The following is a 13,478-nucleotide window of genomic DNA, read 5'->3' as shown; positions in this document are numbered from 1 at the left end:
CACCTCATTGTGGTTGAATAATGATTTGTTCTTCTTTTAGCTTGTCACAAATAGCTTTGGCAAATTCAACAGCATGTGCACCGTCTCCATGAATACAAACGGTATCTGCTTGAATGGGAATCTCTTCATTTTGCACAGTAAACACTTTTTTTTCTTTGACCATTTTAATTACTTGAGAAATAGCCGCTTCTTCATCTTGAATCACGGCGTTTTCAACGTTTCTCGGCGTCAGCATACCGTTCTGTTGATAGGTTCGATCTGCAAATACTTCCTGAGACGTACGCAAGCCTATTTCGTTTCCAGCTTTAATCAATTCACTTCCAGCCAAACCATATAAAATAGCTTCCTCACTAACATTATAAACGGCTTCAGCAACAGCTTTAGCTATGTCTCGATCTCCTGCAGCCATATTATATAAAGCGCCATGAGGTTTCACATGATGAAGGGCCCCTCCTTCTGCACGTATAAAAGCTGAAAGGGCCCCCATTTGATATACCATCAAATCATAAGCTTCTCGAGGCGTAATTTTCATATATCTACGTCCAAATCCAGCTAAATCTTGCAATCCGGGGTGCGCGCCAATCGCCACATTTTCACTCAAAGCCAGCTTTACTGTTTCTCTCATAACTGAAGGATCTCCGGCATGAAAACCACAAGCAATGTTTGCAGACGTTACATAGCGTAAAATTTCTTTATCATTTCCTAATCTATAGTTCCCAAAGCTCTCCCCTAAGTCACAGTTCAAATCAACGGTAGCCATCTTCTTCCTCCTTATATTTTCATTCGAAGTGCTCTTTTAATATGATTTATTTTCTTTTCCTGCTCCATATATAAATGCTGCGCTTCATCCAGTGAAATTGCTTGAAAAGAAACCTTTTTCCCTGGAGAAATTTGCGCCAGCGCTGAAAAATCTGCAGTTGCTACCTGTCCGATTCTAGGGTATCCTCCTGTGGTTTGATGATCTGCTAATAAAACAATGGGCTGCCCTTCTTTTGGTACTTGAATCGTACCGAACGTCACAGCGCTAGAGAGCAGCTCTTTTTCTTGACCAAGAACTAATTTCTTCCCTTTTAGCCTATAGCCCATACGGTCAGATTGAGGGGTAACGTCAAATTCTTGATTAAAGAAATGTTGTTGACTTTCTTTTGTAAACCAATCAAATTCTGCACCTTTCATCGTGCGGATAATAGGCGTCTCGTATGAAGGAAGAAGTTTAGGATGAATCGTCCAAAAAGCCTGCTGAAAAGAGCGGTCCGTTTGCTTTTTCACCAGTTTCTTTATAATTGCTCCCCCTGTTTCTGTAGGAGGGTGGCTTAATACTTCGTCCCCTGACTGTAATGCTTTACCATGCAGCCCGCCTATCCGAGCGCGGAGTGAAGTAGATGTACTTCCCATAACTGCAGGAACATTAAAAGCACCGGAAACCGATAAATAAGAACGGCATCCTAAAATCGGAACACCAAACTGCAGCACGCTCCCTTTTTTCACATATAAAGGCCGCCACATCTTTACGGCTTCATCATTAACAGTTGGCGATAAATCCCCTCCCGTCAGGGCAATCAAAGCATCTTGCTGAAATTCAATTTTTGGTCCCATTAACGTAATTTCAATAACCGGCTGATTTTCTTGATTTCCTACTAATAAGTTGGCAATCCTTAAAGCAACTTTATCCATTGCCCCGCTGACAATCATGCCGTCCTTTTGATATCCATGTCTGCCGATATCTTGAATCGTTGTTAATAAACCGGGACGTATCACTTTAATACTCATCTTCATCCACCTCCTTTTGGGCTTCATATTCCGTTTCAGAAATGGAAACAAATCGGATACGATCACCTGCTTGAAGCAAGCTTGGCGAATCATTTTTTGGGTTAAATAGTGTAAGAGGAGTACGCCCGATTAACTGCCATCCTCCAGGTGTCTCGATTGGGTACACGCCGGTTTGCATTCCTGCGATGCCAACCGACCCTTTTGGGATGCTGTTTCTCGGTGATTCTTTTCTTGGAGTCGCAATTTCTTCGCTCATCCCTCCCAAGTAAGGAAAACCAGGAGCAAAGCCTAGCATATACACCAAATATTCTCCATTTGTATGAATGGAGATAACTTCATCAGGCGTTAATGAATGAAAAGCAGCTACTCTCTCTAAGTCCGGTCCGTACTTTCCTCCGTAACACACCGGAATTTCAATTTGTCTAGCGACTGCTTCAGATTTTTCTTCCTGGCGGAAAAGCAGTTCTTCAATATATATAGATATTGCTGTATAAGGATTTCTTCTTCCTTTTTCACTCATTATCCAAGGATCATAATAGATTGTAACTGTTGTAAAAGCCGGCACATATTCAATCATTCCCTTACATAATGATTGCTCTAGCACCTCAGTAAATTGCTGAATACGTTTATGTATGCCGAAATTAATTTCGTCTCCAAATGAAACGACAATGCCGCTGTCACCAAGAGGATAAAGTCGATAATCGTGACTCATTCCGTCTCCTCCTTTTTACTTAGTATTGTTTGAGCAGCTCCCTTTAATGCTGTAGTTAGATACATTCATTAGAATTACTAATGTAATTGTTATTTTTAAATAACATTTTCTTATATATCTAATAAAAAAAAGAACAATAAATCTCTATCTTGTATGGATAACATTATACAAATATAAAATAATCTTATGTTCTACTAAAACAAACTCCAAAGAAAAATTCAAACTTTTTAAAGTTTTATCGTCAAAAGGATCACGTTTTTTCAATTTTCTCCATAAAAAAACTGCTTTGTTTTTTATACCAAAGCAGTTTTTTGTAAACATATACAAAAAGGAAAAACTCATGGGCAGTAAAACATTATATACCCCTGCGAGCAAAATCTACAAAACGAAACTTATCAAGACGATGACGTGATTCCGTATATTGAAAAAGGCTTGCATCTTCTAAATACACATAGTTTCTTACTACCACAATATGTTCATAGTCTTTTAAATCTAAGTAACACTTATCTTCGTCCGTCAGCTCGTCAACGGAAATTTCTTTTTTGGCAAAGCTTATTTTCAGCCCAAGATCTTTTTCTAAGTATTCATAAATAGAGCCTTTACATATGTCTTTTGTGAGGTGAGGAACATACTTTTTATGAAAAAAATCTTTATCTAAAATAATTTTCTCCCCATCGATTTCCCGCGCTCGAACCACTTTCCATATAAGATCTTTTTTCGTCGCCCCAAGCTGTGTGCACAAATCTTGATCGGCCTTAACTAATTCAAATTCTTTTACAATAGTAATCGATGTATGTCCTAGCTTTTCCGCCATTTCCTTGAAGCTAACAAGTCCTGATACTGGAAAATCAAAGCGTGATACGTCCAATACAAATGAGCCTTTTCCTTTCATTTTTTGAATGTACCCATTTTGTGAAAGTAAATTTAACGCTTTCCGTATCGTTTCACGAGACGTTTGATACTGTTCAACAAGCTCATTTTCAGAAGGAAGTTTCATATTAGGACGCCAGTCACCACGTTTAATTTTATCGACTAACTGTTCGTAAATACTGATAAATTTATTTTCTTTCAATTGCCATCACCTATTTTACTTTCTATATATACCCAATTGTATAAAAAGAACGATAGATTGTCACCCATCGTTCTTTTTACTTTTTTCTCTATTTTTTTAAATGATACACGATTGATTCATACGGCCGAAGTAAGACTTGCTTGAATTCCTTTGATGAATCTTTGTAGTTAGACAGCAATATTTCACTATGATATCCTTCAAAAGTTATATCTTCTGGCAGTTCAAAGGCTGTTTCGCTGCCGTAGAAATTATTTATCACCAACAGCTTTTCACCTGCTCCATTTCGGATATAAGCAAAAATCTGCTCGTCTTCTCCAAGAATCAATTCATAGTTTCCATAGGTAATAATCTCATACTGCTTGCGCAGTGCAATAAGCTTTTGATAAAAATAAAAAATTGAATCTTCATCATCTAACGCTTTTTCCACATTAATTTCACGGTAGTTATCGGCCGGATTAATCCATGGCTTTCCTTTTGTAAAACCTGCATTTGGCTCATCGCTCCATTGTACCGGTGTACGGGAATTATCTCTTGATTTATGTTTTAAAATCTCCAAAATTTCATTTTCGTTCATTCCTTGTGCACGTTTTATCTCATACACATTTAATGACTCCACATCTCTATATTCATCAATAGAGGAAAACTTCGGGTTTGTCATACCGATTTCTTCCCCTTGATAAATATAAGGTGTTCCCTGCATCAGATGAATGGCTGCAGCGAGCATTTTGGCAGATTTATTATGATAGAGTTCATCGTTTCCATAGCGGGAAACAACGCGAGGCTGATCATGGTTGCACCAAAATAGTGCATTCCATCCCCCTCCTTTATTCATCTCCCTTTGCCAAGTTGATAGAATCTCTTTTAATTTAATAAAATCAAAATCTGCTAGTGCCCACTTTTCTCCGTTTGGGTAATCGACTTTCAAATGATGAAAATTAAACGTCATGCTAAGCTCGCCCCGGTCCGGATGAGAATATTGAATACAGTGGTCAACAGTTGTCGACGACATTTCCCCAACAGTCATGCTATCGTATTTTGAAAAAACTTCTTGATTCATTTCTCGCATATATTCGTGAACGCGAGGACCGTCGGTATAAAATTTCCGTCCATCTCCTGGAGCGATAGAACCATCATCATCTAAAAAGCGCTGATCTTTTGAAATTAAGTTAATAACGTCGAGACGAAATCCATCTACTCCTTTTTCAAACCAAAACGTCATCATATCGTACACGCTGCGGCGCACACGCTCATTTTCCCAGTTCAAATCCGCTTGCGTGACATCAAACAAATGCAGATAGGATTGTTCTGTCAGCTTATCATGCTCCCACGCCGAACCTCCAAATTTTGAAACCCAATTCGTCGGAGCACTTCCATCTTCTTTTTGATCTTTCCAAATATAAAAATCTCTGTACGGGTTATCTTTCGATTTTTTAGCTTCTTGAAACCATTCATGTTCAGTTGACGTATGATTAACGACAATATCCATGATGATTTTAAGATCCCGCTTATGCGCTTCTGTTATTAAACGATCGAAGTCCTCCATTGTTCCGTATTCTTCTTGAATAACAAAATAATCACTTATATCATATCCATTATCCCGCTGCGGCGATTTATAAATTGGCGTTAGCCACACAACGTCTACGCCAAGCTTTTTCAAATAATCTAGCTTTTCAATAATGCCAGCTATATCACCCACGCCGTTGCCAGTCGTATCATAAAAGCTTTTAGGGTAAATTTGATAGACAACCGATTTTTTCCACCAAGGTTCTTGCATTTTTAACACCACCATTTAATTCTTTGGATTATGTTGAAACGATTCTGTAGCCGCGACAGTTGATGTAACGGTTGATTTTTTCTGAAGCTTTCCAAGCGTTAACGTTAAAAGAAACGGCACCACAATTACGATTATCATTCCAATAATAAAAGCTGGCCAGCTCTGCGGAACAATTGATAACGGAGCAGGAATACCACCAATTCCCACCGATGCTGCTTTCACTCCCGCCACGGATATGACGACACCTGCAATAGCTGAACCAATCACTGCAGAAATAAAAGCAAATCTAAAGCGTAAATTCACACCAAACATTGCAGGCTCCGTAATGCCAAGCCACGCTGAAATTCCTGACGTTAAAGACAGTCCTTTTAATTTCTCATCATTTTTTGAAAGAATCATTATCGCAAAAGCCGCAGAGCCTTGTGCAATATTAGATAACGCTACCATTGGCCATAAGAACGTACTTCCTACGCTTCCAATCAGCTGTAAATCTACCGCTAAAAATGTATGGTGCATGCCCGTAATAACAAGGGGAGCATATAAGCCTCCGTATACAAGCCCTCCAATAAATGGAGCCGTTTTAAACAGCCATACAACTGCACCTGTAATAACATTTCCTATTGCAAATGTAATCGGACCAATCACAATAAAAGCGAGAAACCCTGTTACTAAAAGAGCTACAGGCGCTACAATTAAAAGCTGAAAACCATCCGGTATTCGTTTTCGTAAAAACAATTCGATTTTTGCTAGTACAAACGAAGCAGCTAACACAGGTAAAACCTGCCCTTGATAGCCAACTTTCTCAACGTGCAGACCAAATAAATTCCACGTATCGATACTTCCTTTTTTTAATGCTTCTCCATAAGACCAGGCATTTAGCAAATCAGGGTGTACAAGCATGAGCCCAAGGACAATTCCAAATAAAGGGCTTCCTCCAAAACGCGTAACAGCTGACCACCCAATAAGAGCTGGCAAAAAGGCAAAAGCCGTATTGGCAATTAAATTAATCATGCTTGCGAAGTCTTTCCACTGTGTATGAACATCTACGATTGATTTATCATCGTAAAAAATTCCGGCTCCTGTTAATACATTATTGATTCCCATTAATAAACCCGCGGTTACGATGGCCGGTAAAATGGGAATAAAGATGTCCGCTAATGTTTTTATTGCGCGCTGCAGCGGATTTAAGTTTTTAGCCGCTTCGTTTTTCACTTCTTCTTTAGATAGTTCACCTATACCTGTAAGCGCCACCATTTCTTTATATACTTTATCAACCGTGCCTTGACCAATAACAACTTGAAACTGGCCGTTTGTAGAAAAAGATCCTTTTACTAATTCGTGCTCATCTAGCATACGTTGATTGACTTTACCTTCATCTTTTAAAACAAGTCGAAGACGCGTTACACAATGCGTTGCAGCAGAGATATTTTCTTTTCCGCCAACGGCTTCTACAATGCGTTCAACAGATTCTCGATTCATGTCTTTTCCCCCTTGTTTCCGTTTTCATTTTACTCCTGTATTTCCTATCCCCTATATAAATCTCACCGCAAACCTGTATATACAAGTTTTATGTTTTTATTCTAACCTGTATATACAAGTTCGTCAACAAAAAATAAAATTACTTCTTTTTCATTTCATGATATAGTCAAAAAGCAAAGTATATGGAAGGAGACGTTACAATGCTGCAAGTAAGATTAATGGGAAAACAAGAAGAAATTAATGAAGCGATCAAACAGTTTGAACAGAACTACCATATAGAACATCAGTCAAAAGAATATACGCGAAGCGCTAATCCAAAGTACGAGCGCAAAAAAGATACTCGGGTGTATCTTTCCATGCATTTAAAGGATAAATAAAAAGCACAAGAGCATAGCATGCTCTTGTGCTTTTTATTTTATATCGAAACAATTTGATGAGAATAACGGCTCTCAGGACCCGTAACTTTTTTTGTTAACTGAATTATTTTTCGTAATTCATCAATTGGAACTTGCCCAGGAGCTGAGCTGCTTTTCCCTACAGCGAAAGTAACAGAAGATCCGTACATCCACCCGACGATCCGGCTAATAGCTCCTAACCCTCCCATCGACATGGTAATGAGAGGAATGGTGAGCTCTTTTTCAGCCTCTCTTGTAGCTTCCAATAAAGTTAAAACATCTTGATTGTTCTGAGGCATGACAGCCGCTTTCGCTGCATCTGCTCCGTAAAATTCAGCTAGAAATAAGCTTTTAAAAATTTCCGCTTTAGGAGGCGTAAAAGAAAAATTATGATAAGAAAGCACAAGTTTCTTATTATTTCCCTTGGAAACCTTACGTAAATAGCGGATATGCTCTGGCTGATTTGATACTTCAAAATCAATAATTGCTACATATGGATGCTTACATACCTCTGCAAGTATGGCTACTACTTCCTTTTCTGATAAGGAAATAGGCTGCCCCCCTTCTTTTTGAGAACGTACAGTAAGCAAAATAGGCGTGCGTTCACTATTTTCATATATATCCTTAGCTGCAGAAAGGACGCTGTTTATATCTTGAATTTCTTCGTAAAAATCTAAGCGCCATTCAATTATATCCGGTTTTTTTAATAGAATTTCCGCTAGCTCTGTTAAAAGCTCTTTGCGATCTTTGCCCACTAAAGGCGTACAAATAGCTGGAGAATGAGCTCCTTCTCCTCGTTCTAGCATAGGAACAGCTCCTTTTTATCAAAGTTAAATGTTTCCGTTTTCATTTCAGCATTTGTTCCATACTTGTTAAACAGATACATGGTGTACTTTCTTATCCGGTGAGTAAATATCCATGATGTTCCAATGTCCTGACGTTGGTACAGGATTGTTTAACATCGCCACATCAATTACAACTGGTCTATTAGAAGCAACAGCTCTTTGAAGTGCCGGTTTAAACTCTTCGGCTGACTGAATTTTTATACCTTCTACTCCATAAGCTTTAGCGATACTTGCAAAGTCAGGAGAATATACCTCTCCATCTTTTTCAAATACCGTGCCTAGAGTAGTTCCAAAATGTGCTTTTTGCAGTCCCGCGATCGTACCAAACGCAAAGTTGTTCATAATGATCCACACCACAGGGATATTCTCTTCGGCTGCCGTAGCAAGCACAGCTGGATTTTGGCCGAATCCCCCGTCTCCTACTAGAGAAACAACTACTTTATCAGGCTGAGCTACCTTTGCTCCTAAAGCTGCCGGCGCTCCAAATCCCATTGTGGCAAAACCTCCTGGAGTTAATATACTTCCAGCTTCATAGATTGGAAACTGCTGTCCTACCCCATTCTTATTCCAGCCTACATCAGTAGTAATATAGGCATCTTTCGGCAGGACTTCGCGAACTTCATTTAAAATTCGCTGCGGCTGCATTGGGAATGAATTGTCATGAATATATTCTTCATTGCTAGCTTTAAACTCTTCACGATAAGAAGCAATCTCTTTGATTAATGCTTCATTTTTTACTCCTTTCGGAATAAGCTGTTTAGCTACGCGATTTAAGACTTTAAGGGCTTGTTTTAAATCAGCCACTGCACCGATTTCGGCAGGGTAATTACGCCCTATCTCGCTAGGATCAATATCAATATGAAGCAATTTTGTTTTTGAAAAATCAAACGTATATTCCGGCTCCCAAGAGCTAGAATCTGCTTCTGCAAATCGTGTTCCTAATGCTAAAATATAATCAGCAGTCCGACACTTTTCATTGATAAACTTCGTGCCCCAAAAACCAGTCATCCCTAGAGTCAAGTCATGATCATCTGGAAGTGCTCCTTTGCCCATTAAGGAGTGGGCTACCGGAATGTTCAAGTGGTCCACAAGCTCTTTTAATTCATTTGCTGCATCTGCTAATAGGATGCCTCCGCCTACATATAACACTGGATTTTTAGCATTAATTAATTTTTGTACAATACTCTTTGCCGTTTCATCATCAATAGAAGGTTTTTGCAAAGATTTCGTTTGGCGATGCAATCGATCAAATAAAGCAACATCGATCTTTTTTGAAAAGATATCCATAGGTACAGATACTAATACGGGGCCAGGATTTCCACTTTCCGCTAGTAAAAATGCTTTCTCTAATATTTCTGGAAATAAATCTGGCCGGTCAACTCTCCATGCACGCTTAACGAATGGACGGTAAATTTCATATTGGGAAGCATCAGCATGTAAATTTACCTCTTGATGCGGATGCTTTCCATAATAATGAGTAGGAACATCACCAGCGATGACCACCATTGGAATTGAATCTAACGCTGCATTGGCTACACCTGTAGCAGCATTTGTTAAGCCAGGACCTAAGTGACTTAATACTACTGCTGCTTTTTTCGTCACACGTGCATAGCCATCAGCTGCATGCGCTGCAATTTGTTCGTGTCGAACGTTGATAAATTTAATTTTACTTTCATCTAAGGCTGTTAGTACCGCTATATTTGTATGACCACACAAACCAAAAATATGCTCAATGCCTCGTTCCTCAAGATAATTTACTAATTGATGTGATATTAATTTTTCCATTATATATCCCCCTTTAAATTCACTATATATTTTTTTAGGTAATAAACTCAGCTACGATAGCTGCAGGACAATCATTTTTGTTTCTGTCATATCTTCAATCGCAAATCGAGGTCCTTCTCTACCAACGCCGCTGTCTTTTATCCCGCCGTACGGCCAATGGTCGAGCCGAAAATTAGAGGTCCCATTAATCACAACTCCTCCTACTTCTAAAGATTCAGCAACACGGTAAGCTAAATCCATTTGATTTGTAAACAGCCCTGCTTGCAAACCGAATGATGAATCATTTGTTTCCCGAATAGCTTCTTCAATATCTTGATAAGGAATGATGCTCACCACAGGCCCAAACACTTCTTGACACACCACTTTGCTTTGTTTAGGAGGATTTAATAGAACAGTAGGTTCTATAGAAGCCCCTGTCTTTTTGCCACCGCATATCAGCTTTGCACCTAGAGCGACTGCTTCTTCAATCCAAGCCAAAACTCGGTTTGCTGCTTTTTCATCTACTAAACATCCAACATCCGTCTGCGGAAGCAGAGGATCACCAACTTTTAAAGACGTTACCTCATTGTTCAGAAGCTCTGTAAATTCAGAAACAACTGAGTCATGTACATAAATACGCTGAACTGAAATACAGCTTTGACCGGAGTTGCTAAACCCTGTTCTCCCACACATTTCAGCAGCTTTCTTAATGTCGGCATCTTCATGAACAATCGTTGAAGCATTTCCTCCTAATTCTAGAAGCACTTTTTTCATTCCAGCCAGTTCACATATATTTCTGCTTGCCACTGTTCCACCGGTAAAAGAAATTATATTTACACGGTCATCTTTTACGATTTTCTGTCCTGTTTCTACTCCCCCTAAAACCATATTAATAGCGCATTCAGGCATTCCAGCTTCTAATAATAGAGCTATAAATTCTGAAGCAACTAAGGTTGTTTGCGGAGCTGGTTTTAAAATAACACTGTTGCCAGCAGCAAAAGCTGGTCCAATTTTGTGGCATACTAAATTCAAAGGTGCATTAAAAGGAGTAATAGCAGCAACAACCCCGACAGGCACACGGAATGTGGAAGCTATCGCTTTTCCCCCTCGTTCGGAAGCATCTCCTGGTATCGTTTCACCGATAAGCCTTTTTGCTTCTTCCGCAGATTGCTCTAATGTTTCTACAGATCGAGATACTTCATCCAACGTATTCTTCAGGGGTTTTCCTAACTCATTTGAGATGAGAGAAGCAAACTTTTCTTTTTGCTTTTCCAAAAGCCGTGCTGCTTCTTTTAAAATTTTGGCCCTTTCATAAGAAGACAGACTCGCAATTGTTTTTTTAGCTTCATAGGCAGCTGATAGCGCTCGTTCAACATCTTCTGGCGTTGCTATAATTTGCTCACCAATTACTTCCTGCGAATACGGACTTTTAATACTTACTGCTGATCGATTACCTTCAAGCCATTCTTTATTTACATAAGGTCTTGCTCGTCTAAAGCTCATTGTGATCTCTCCTTTTAACAATTGACCTGACCGTTTTTTAGATCGATCTAATTTCATATTTAGATCGATCTAAAATTTGGTGTAGTTTTCTATAAAACCTATTGATTTAAAGTAATAACTCGCTTTGTAAACGTTATCATAATCCTACAACAGAAATTTTAATCTAGCAATAGAAAATTAAAGAATTTTCTAAAAATATTTATTGATCCTGAGTCCAGTTTGCTTGTACTCGCTTACGTAGTTTCACGTTCACTTCCTTTTTTTTCTTACATACACTGTAGGAGCATGTAAGATAGCAGCACTGTCAATATGACAAAGATTTATGATTGTGATCGAGCTTAACTATTACTTATTTGTTTTGGTTACAGCGTATCACCATCTGTTGACTAACAAGAATTTTATAAACATGAGCTGATACTTGCTTCTTAGGACATAATACGAATTTTACTGTTTTTACAAACAGTAAAATTTGTATTATAATTCTAATAACTAAAATACAAAATAATAAGTTTTTTATTGTTAAAAACAGAAAGAGGCTTTGAAAAATGACTTACAGCGAGATGTCTCTTAGAGAAAAAAGCATTGTATTTATTGGCTTTATGGGCGTAGGTAAAACAACAATCGGCGAACTAGTCGCTAAGAAATTATACAGAGATTTTGTCGATATAGACCAAGAAATCGAAAAAATGTTTCAAATGCCTACATCACAAATCTTTAAAGAGTTTGGTGAAGAGTTTTTCCGAAATAAAGAAAAAGAAGTAATTAGCCAGTTATCTCAGCAGCGTTTAAAAATTATATCCGTTGGCGGAGGCGCATTTCTTCAAGAAGAAATTCAAAAAATATGCTTATCAAATTGTATTGTATTCTTTTTAGACCTTTCATGGGACTCATGGAAAGAGCGCATCAGTCTCATTATTGACAGTCGCCCTGTTTTACAAGGAAGAAGTCTAGAGGATATTGAAGAATTATTTTATACACGACAAGCAATTTATTCCAACCACCACTCCAAAGTAGAAACTGACAATTTGGATATTGAAGAAGTAGCAAATTATATTGTTGATTCCTTGAAAATGGCTTGGGATATTTATGAACCGTCTAAATAATTCACAAAAAAAAAGAAGCAGTTCATTAACTGCTTCTTTTTTTTGATGAGGATTCTCGAACAACTAACTGAGGCGTTAAAATAATGCGATGATGATGTTCTTTTTTATCAACAATTTGGTTATGAAGACACCGTGCAGCATCTTTTCCTATTTGTCTTGCAAAAGAAGAAACGGTTGTTAGAGTAGGGTGACATACGGATGATTCCATGACATTATCAAATCCCACTACCGCTATATCTTCTCCCGGAACAATCCCTTTCTCTTTTAAACCTTGCATAACACCAAATGCAACTAAGTCGCTAAAACAAAAAACTGCTGTTGGAGGCTCAGAAATGTCCAGCACTTGACGTGCAGCTTCTACACCGCCGCTTCTTGTCGGACCGCTCGGAATAACAAGCTCTTCATCAATAGAAATTCCTGCGTTCTTTAAAGCCAAGCGGTAACCTTCCATTCTTTCTTTCCACGTTGTAGAACCGGTTGTTCCTCCTAAAAATGCGATTCTTTTGTGTCCCTGTTCAAGTAAGTGTTGAACCGCTTTTTGAACGCCTAAGCTATAATCTACCCCTACATAATCTGACTCCACCTCAGGCAATTCTCTTACTGCTAGTACTGAAGGAACATCTAAATGCTGAATTTTTCTTATCGTATCTTCCGATGTACCCGCAACAGGACATAAAATAATGCCTCCTACCCGATGCTCTAGCATCGTAGAAAGCAGCTGATCCTGTCGATTATCCGAATCAAACGTTGTACCTAAAAACACCGTATATCCGTCTTTCTCGAGCTCCTCGTGTACTCCAATTAACAATTCTGTAAAAAACGTATTGGATATATCCGTAATAATAACTCCGATTGTTGATGAAGTTTGAGATCTTAAATTTGCTGCAATACGGTCATATACATATCCTAACTCTTTCATCGAAGCTAGAACTTTTTTCCTTGTTTTTTCAGAAACACTTGGACTATTTCGCACAATAAGCGAAGCGGTAGCTCGAGATACTCCCGCGTGTTCTGCCACTTGTTGTAAGGTTACACGTTTGCGTTTACTTTGTTTCAATTTA

12 protein-coding genes are annotated in these 13,478 nt (G+C 38.5%); 2 read left to right on the top strand and 10 right to left on the bottom strand.

Going from position 1 to position 13,478, the window contains the following annotated elements; translation table 11 throughout:
• Positions 1 to 4: 4 nt before the first annotated feature.
• From AC0C45_RS08310 to treP, 6 genes are all read right to left on the bottom strand, one after another.
• Positions 5 to 760 (bottom strand): LamB/YcsF family protein, encoded by a 756-nt coding sequence (locus tag AC0C45_RS08310; protein WP_047932682.1) that lies wholly within the window; start codon positions 758 to 760, stop codon positions 5 to 7.
• A gap of 11 nt (positions 761 to 771) precedes the next feature.
• Entirely contained in the window at positions 772 to 1,770 is a 999-nt protein-coding gene (locus AC0C45_RS08305) for a 5-oxoprolinase subunit C family protein (protein WP_415761377.1), read from the bottom strand.
• Positions 1,760 to 2,482 (bottom strand): 5-oxoprolinase subunit PxpB, encoded by a 723-nt coding sequence (gene pxpB / locus AC0C45_RS08300; RefSeq protein WP_034654004.1) that lies wholly within the window; start codon positions 2,480 to 2,482, stop codon positions 1,760 to 1,762. Before pxpB ends, AC0C45_RS08305 begins: the two co-directional genes overlap by 11 nt.
• Positions 2,483 to 2,837: 355 nt before the next feature.
• On the bottom strand, positions 2,838 to 3,554 hold the full coding sequence (treR, locus tag AC0C45_RS08295) for a trehalose operon repressor (RefSeq protein ID WP_013081972.1): 717 nt from the start codon (positions 3,552 to 3,554) through the stop codon (positions 2,838 to 2,840).
• An 88-nt stretch (positions 3,555 to 3,642) separates the two neighbouring features.
• On the bottom strand, positions 3,643 to 5,328 hold the full coding sequence (gene treC, locus AC0C45_RS08290; RefSeq protein WP_013081971.1) for an alpha,alpha-phosphotrehalase: 1,686 nt from the start codon (positions 5,326 to 5,328) through the stop codon (positions 3,643 to 3,645).
• 15 nt (positions 5,329 to 5,343) lie between these two features.
• The gene (gene treP / locus AC0C45_RS08285; RefSeq protein ID WP_025749687.1) at positions 5,344 to 6,807 is read right to left on the bottom strand and encodes a PTS system trehalose-specific EIIBC component; all 1,464 of its coding nucleotides are present in this window, start codon (positions 6,805 to 6,807) and stop codon (positions 5,344 to 5,346) included.
• Between the two features lie 200 nt (positions 6,808 to 7,007).
• Here treP and AC0C45_RS08280 point away from each other — a divergent pair, with 200 nt between their 5' ends.
• Positions 7,008 to 7,184 (top strand): YvzF family protein, encoded by a 177-nt coding sequence (locus AC0C45_RS08280; protein WP_013081969.1) that lies wholly within the window; start codon positions 7,008 to 7,010, stop codon positions 7,182 to 7,184.
• Positions 7,185 to 7,222: 38 nt separating this feature from the next.
• On the opposite strand, the gene aroD is transcribed toward AC0C45_RS08280, so the two are convergent.
• The 3 genes from aroD to AC0C45_RS08265 all read right to left on the bottom strand — a co-directional run bounded on the left by aroD (position 7,223) and on the right by AC0C45_RS08265 (position 11,314).
• On the bottom strand, positions 7,223 to 8,008 hold the full coding sequence (aroD, locus tag AC0C45_RS08275) for a type I 3-dehydroquinate dehydratase (protein WP_415761374.1): 786 nt from the start codon (positions 8,006 to 8,008) through the stop codon (positions 7,223 to 7,225).
• 66 nt (positions 8,009 to 8,074) lie between these two features.
• The gene (locus AC0C45_RS08270; protein WP_237893561.1) at positions 8,075 to 9,832 is read right to left on the bottom strand and encodes a thiamine pyrophosphate-binding protein; all 1,758 of its coding nucleotides are present in this window, start codon (positions 9,830 to 9,832) and stop codon (positions 8,075 to 8,077) included.
• Positions 9,833 to 9,883: 51 nt separating this feature from the next.
• A complete protein-coding gene (locus tag AC0C45_RS08265; protein WP_171777640.1) occupies positions 9,884 to 11,314 on the bottom strand; it encodes an aldehyde dehydrogenase family protein in 1,431 nt (476 codons plus the stop codon).
• Positions 11,315 to 11,859: 545 nt separating this feature from the next.
• On the opposite strand from AC0C45_RS08265, the gene AC0C45_RS08260 reads away from it, so the two are divergent.
• Positions 11,860 to 12,417 (top strand): shikimate kinase, encoded by a 558-nt coding sequence (locus AC0C45_RS08260; protein WP_013055659.1) that lies wholly within the window; start codon positions 11,860 to 11,862, stop codon positions 12,415 to 12,417.
• A gap of 25 nt (positions 12,418 to 12,442) precedes the next feature.
• Here the strand turns inward: AC0C45_RS08260 and AC0C45_RS08255 are convergent, their stop codons facing one another.
• Positions 12,443 to 13,474 (bottom strand): LacI family DNA-binding transcriptional regulator, encoded by a 1,032-nt coding sequence (locus AC0C45_RS08255; protein ID WP_034654015.1) that lies wholly within the window; start codon positions 13,472 to 13,474, stop codon positions 12,443 to 12,445.
• Positions 13,475 to 13,478: the final 4 nt, after the last annotated feature.

This window comes from Priestia sp. VA7, from assembly GCF_055710015.1.
This window is presented reverse-complemented; position numbering and strand designations above follow the sequence as displayed.

Coding starts and splice junctions, on each gene's coding strand:
- AC0C45_RS08270 (WP_237893561.1), bottom strand. CDS start 9,832: ATGGAAAAATTAATATCACATCAATTAGTAAATTATCTTGAGGAACGA.
- treP (WP_025749687.1), bottom strand. CDS start 6,807: ATGAATCGAGAATCTGTTGAACGCATTGTAGAAGCCGTTGGCGGAAAA.
- AC0C45_RS08280 (WP_013081969.1), top strand. CDS start 7,008: ATGCTGCAAGTAAGATTAATGGGAAAACAAGAAGAAATTAATGAAGCG.
- aroD (WP_415761374.1), bottom strand. CDS start 8,008: ATGCTAGAACGAGGAGAAGGAGCTCATTCTCCAGCTATTTGTACGCCT.
- AC0C45_RS08260 (WP_013055659.1), top strand. CDS start 11,860: ATGACTTACAGCGAGATGTCTCTTAGAGAAAAAAGCATTGTATTTATT.
- AC0C45_RS08265 (WP_171777640.1), bottom strand. CDS start 11,314: ATGAGCTTTAGACGAGCAAGACCTTATGTAAATAAAGAATGGCTTGAA.
- AC0C45_RS08310 (WP_047932682.1), bottom strand. CDS start 760: ATGGCTACCGTTGATTTGAACTGTGACTTAGGGGAGAGCTTTGGGAAC.
- treC (WP_013081971.1), bottom strand. CDS start 5,328: ATGCAAGAACCTTGGTGGAAAAAATCGGTTGTCTATCAAATTTACCCT.
- pxpB (WP_034654004.1), bottom strand. CDS start 2,482: ATGAGTCACGATTATCGACTTTATCCTCTTGGTGACAGCGGCATTGTC.
- AC0C45_RS08305 (WP_415761377.1), bottom strand. CDS start 1,770: ATGAGTATTAAAGTGATACGTCCCGGTTTATTAACAACGATTCAAGAT.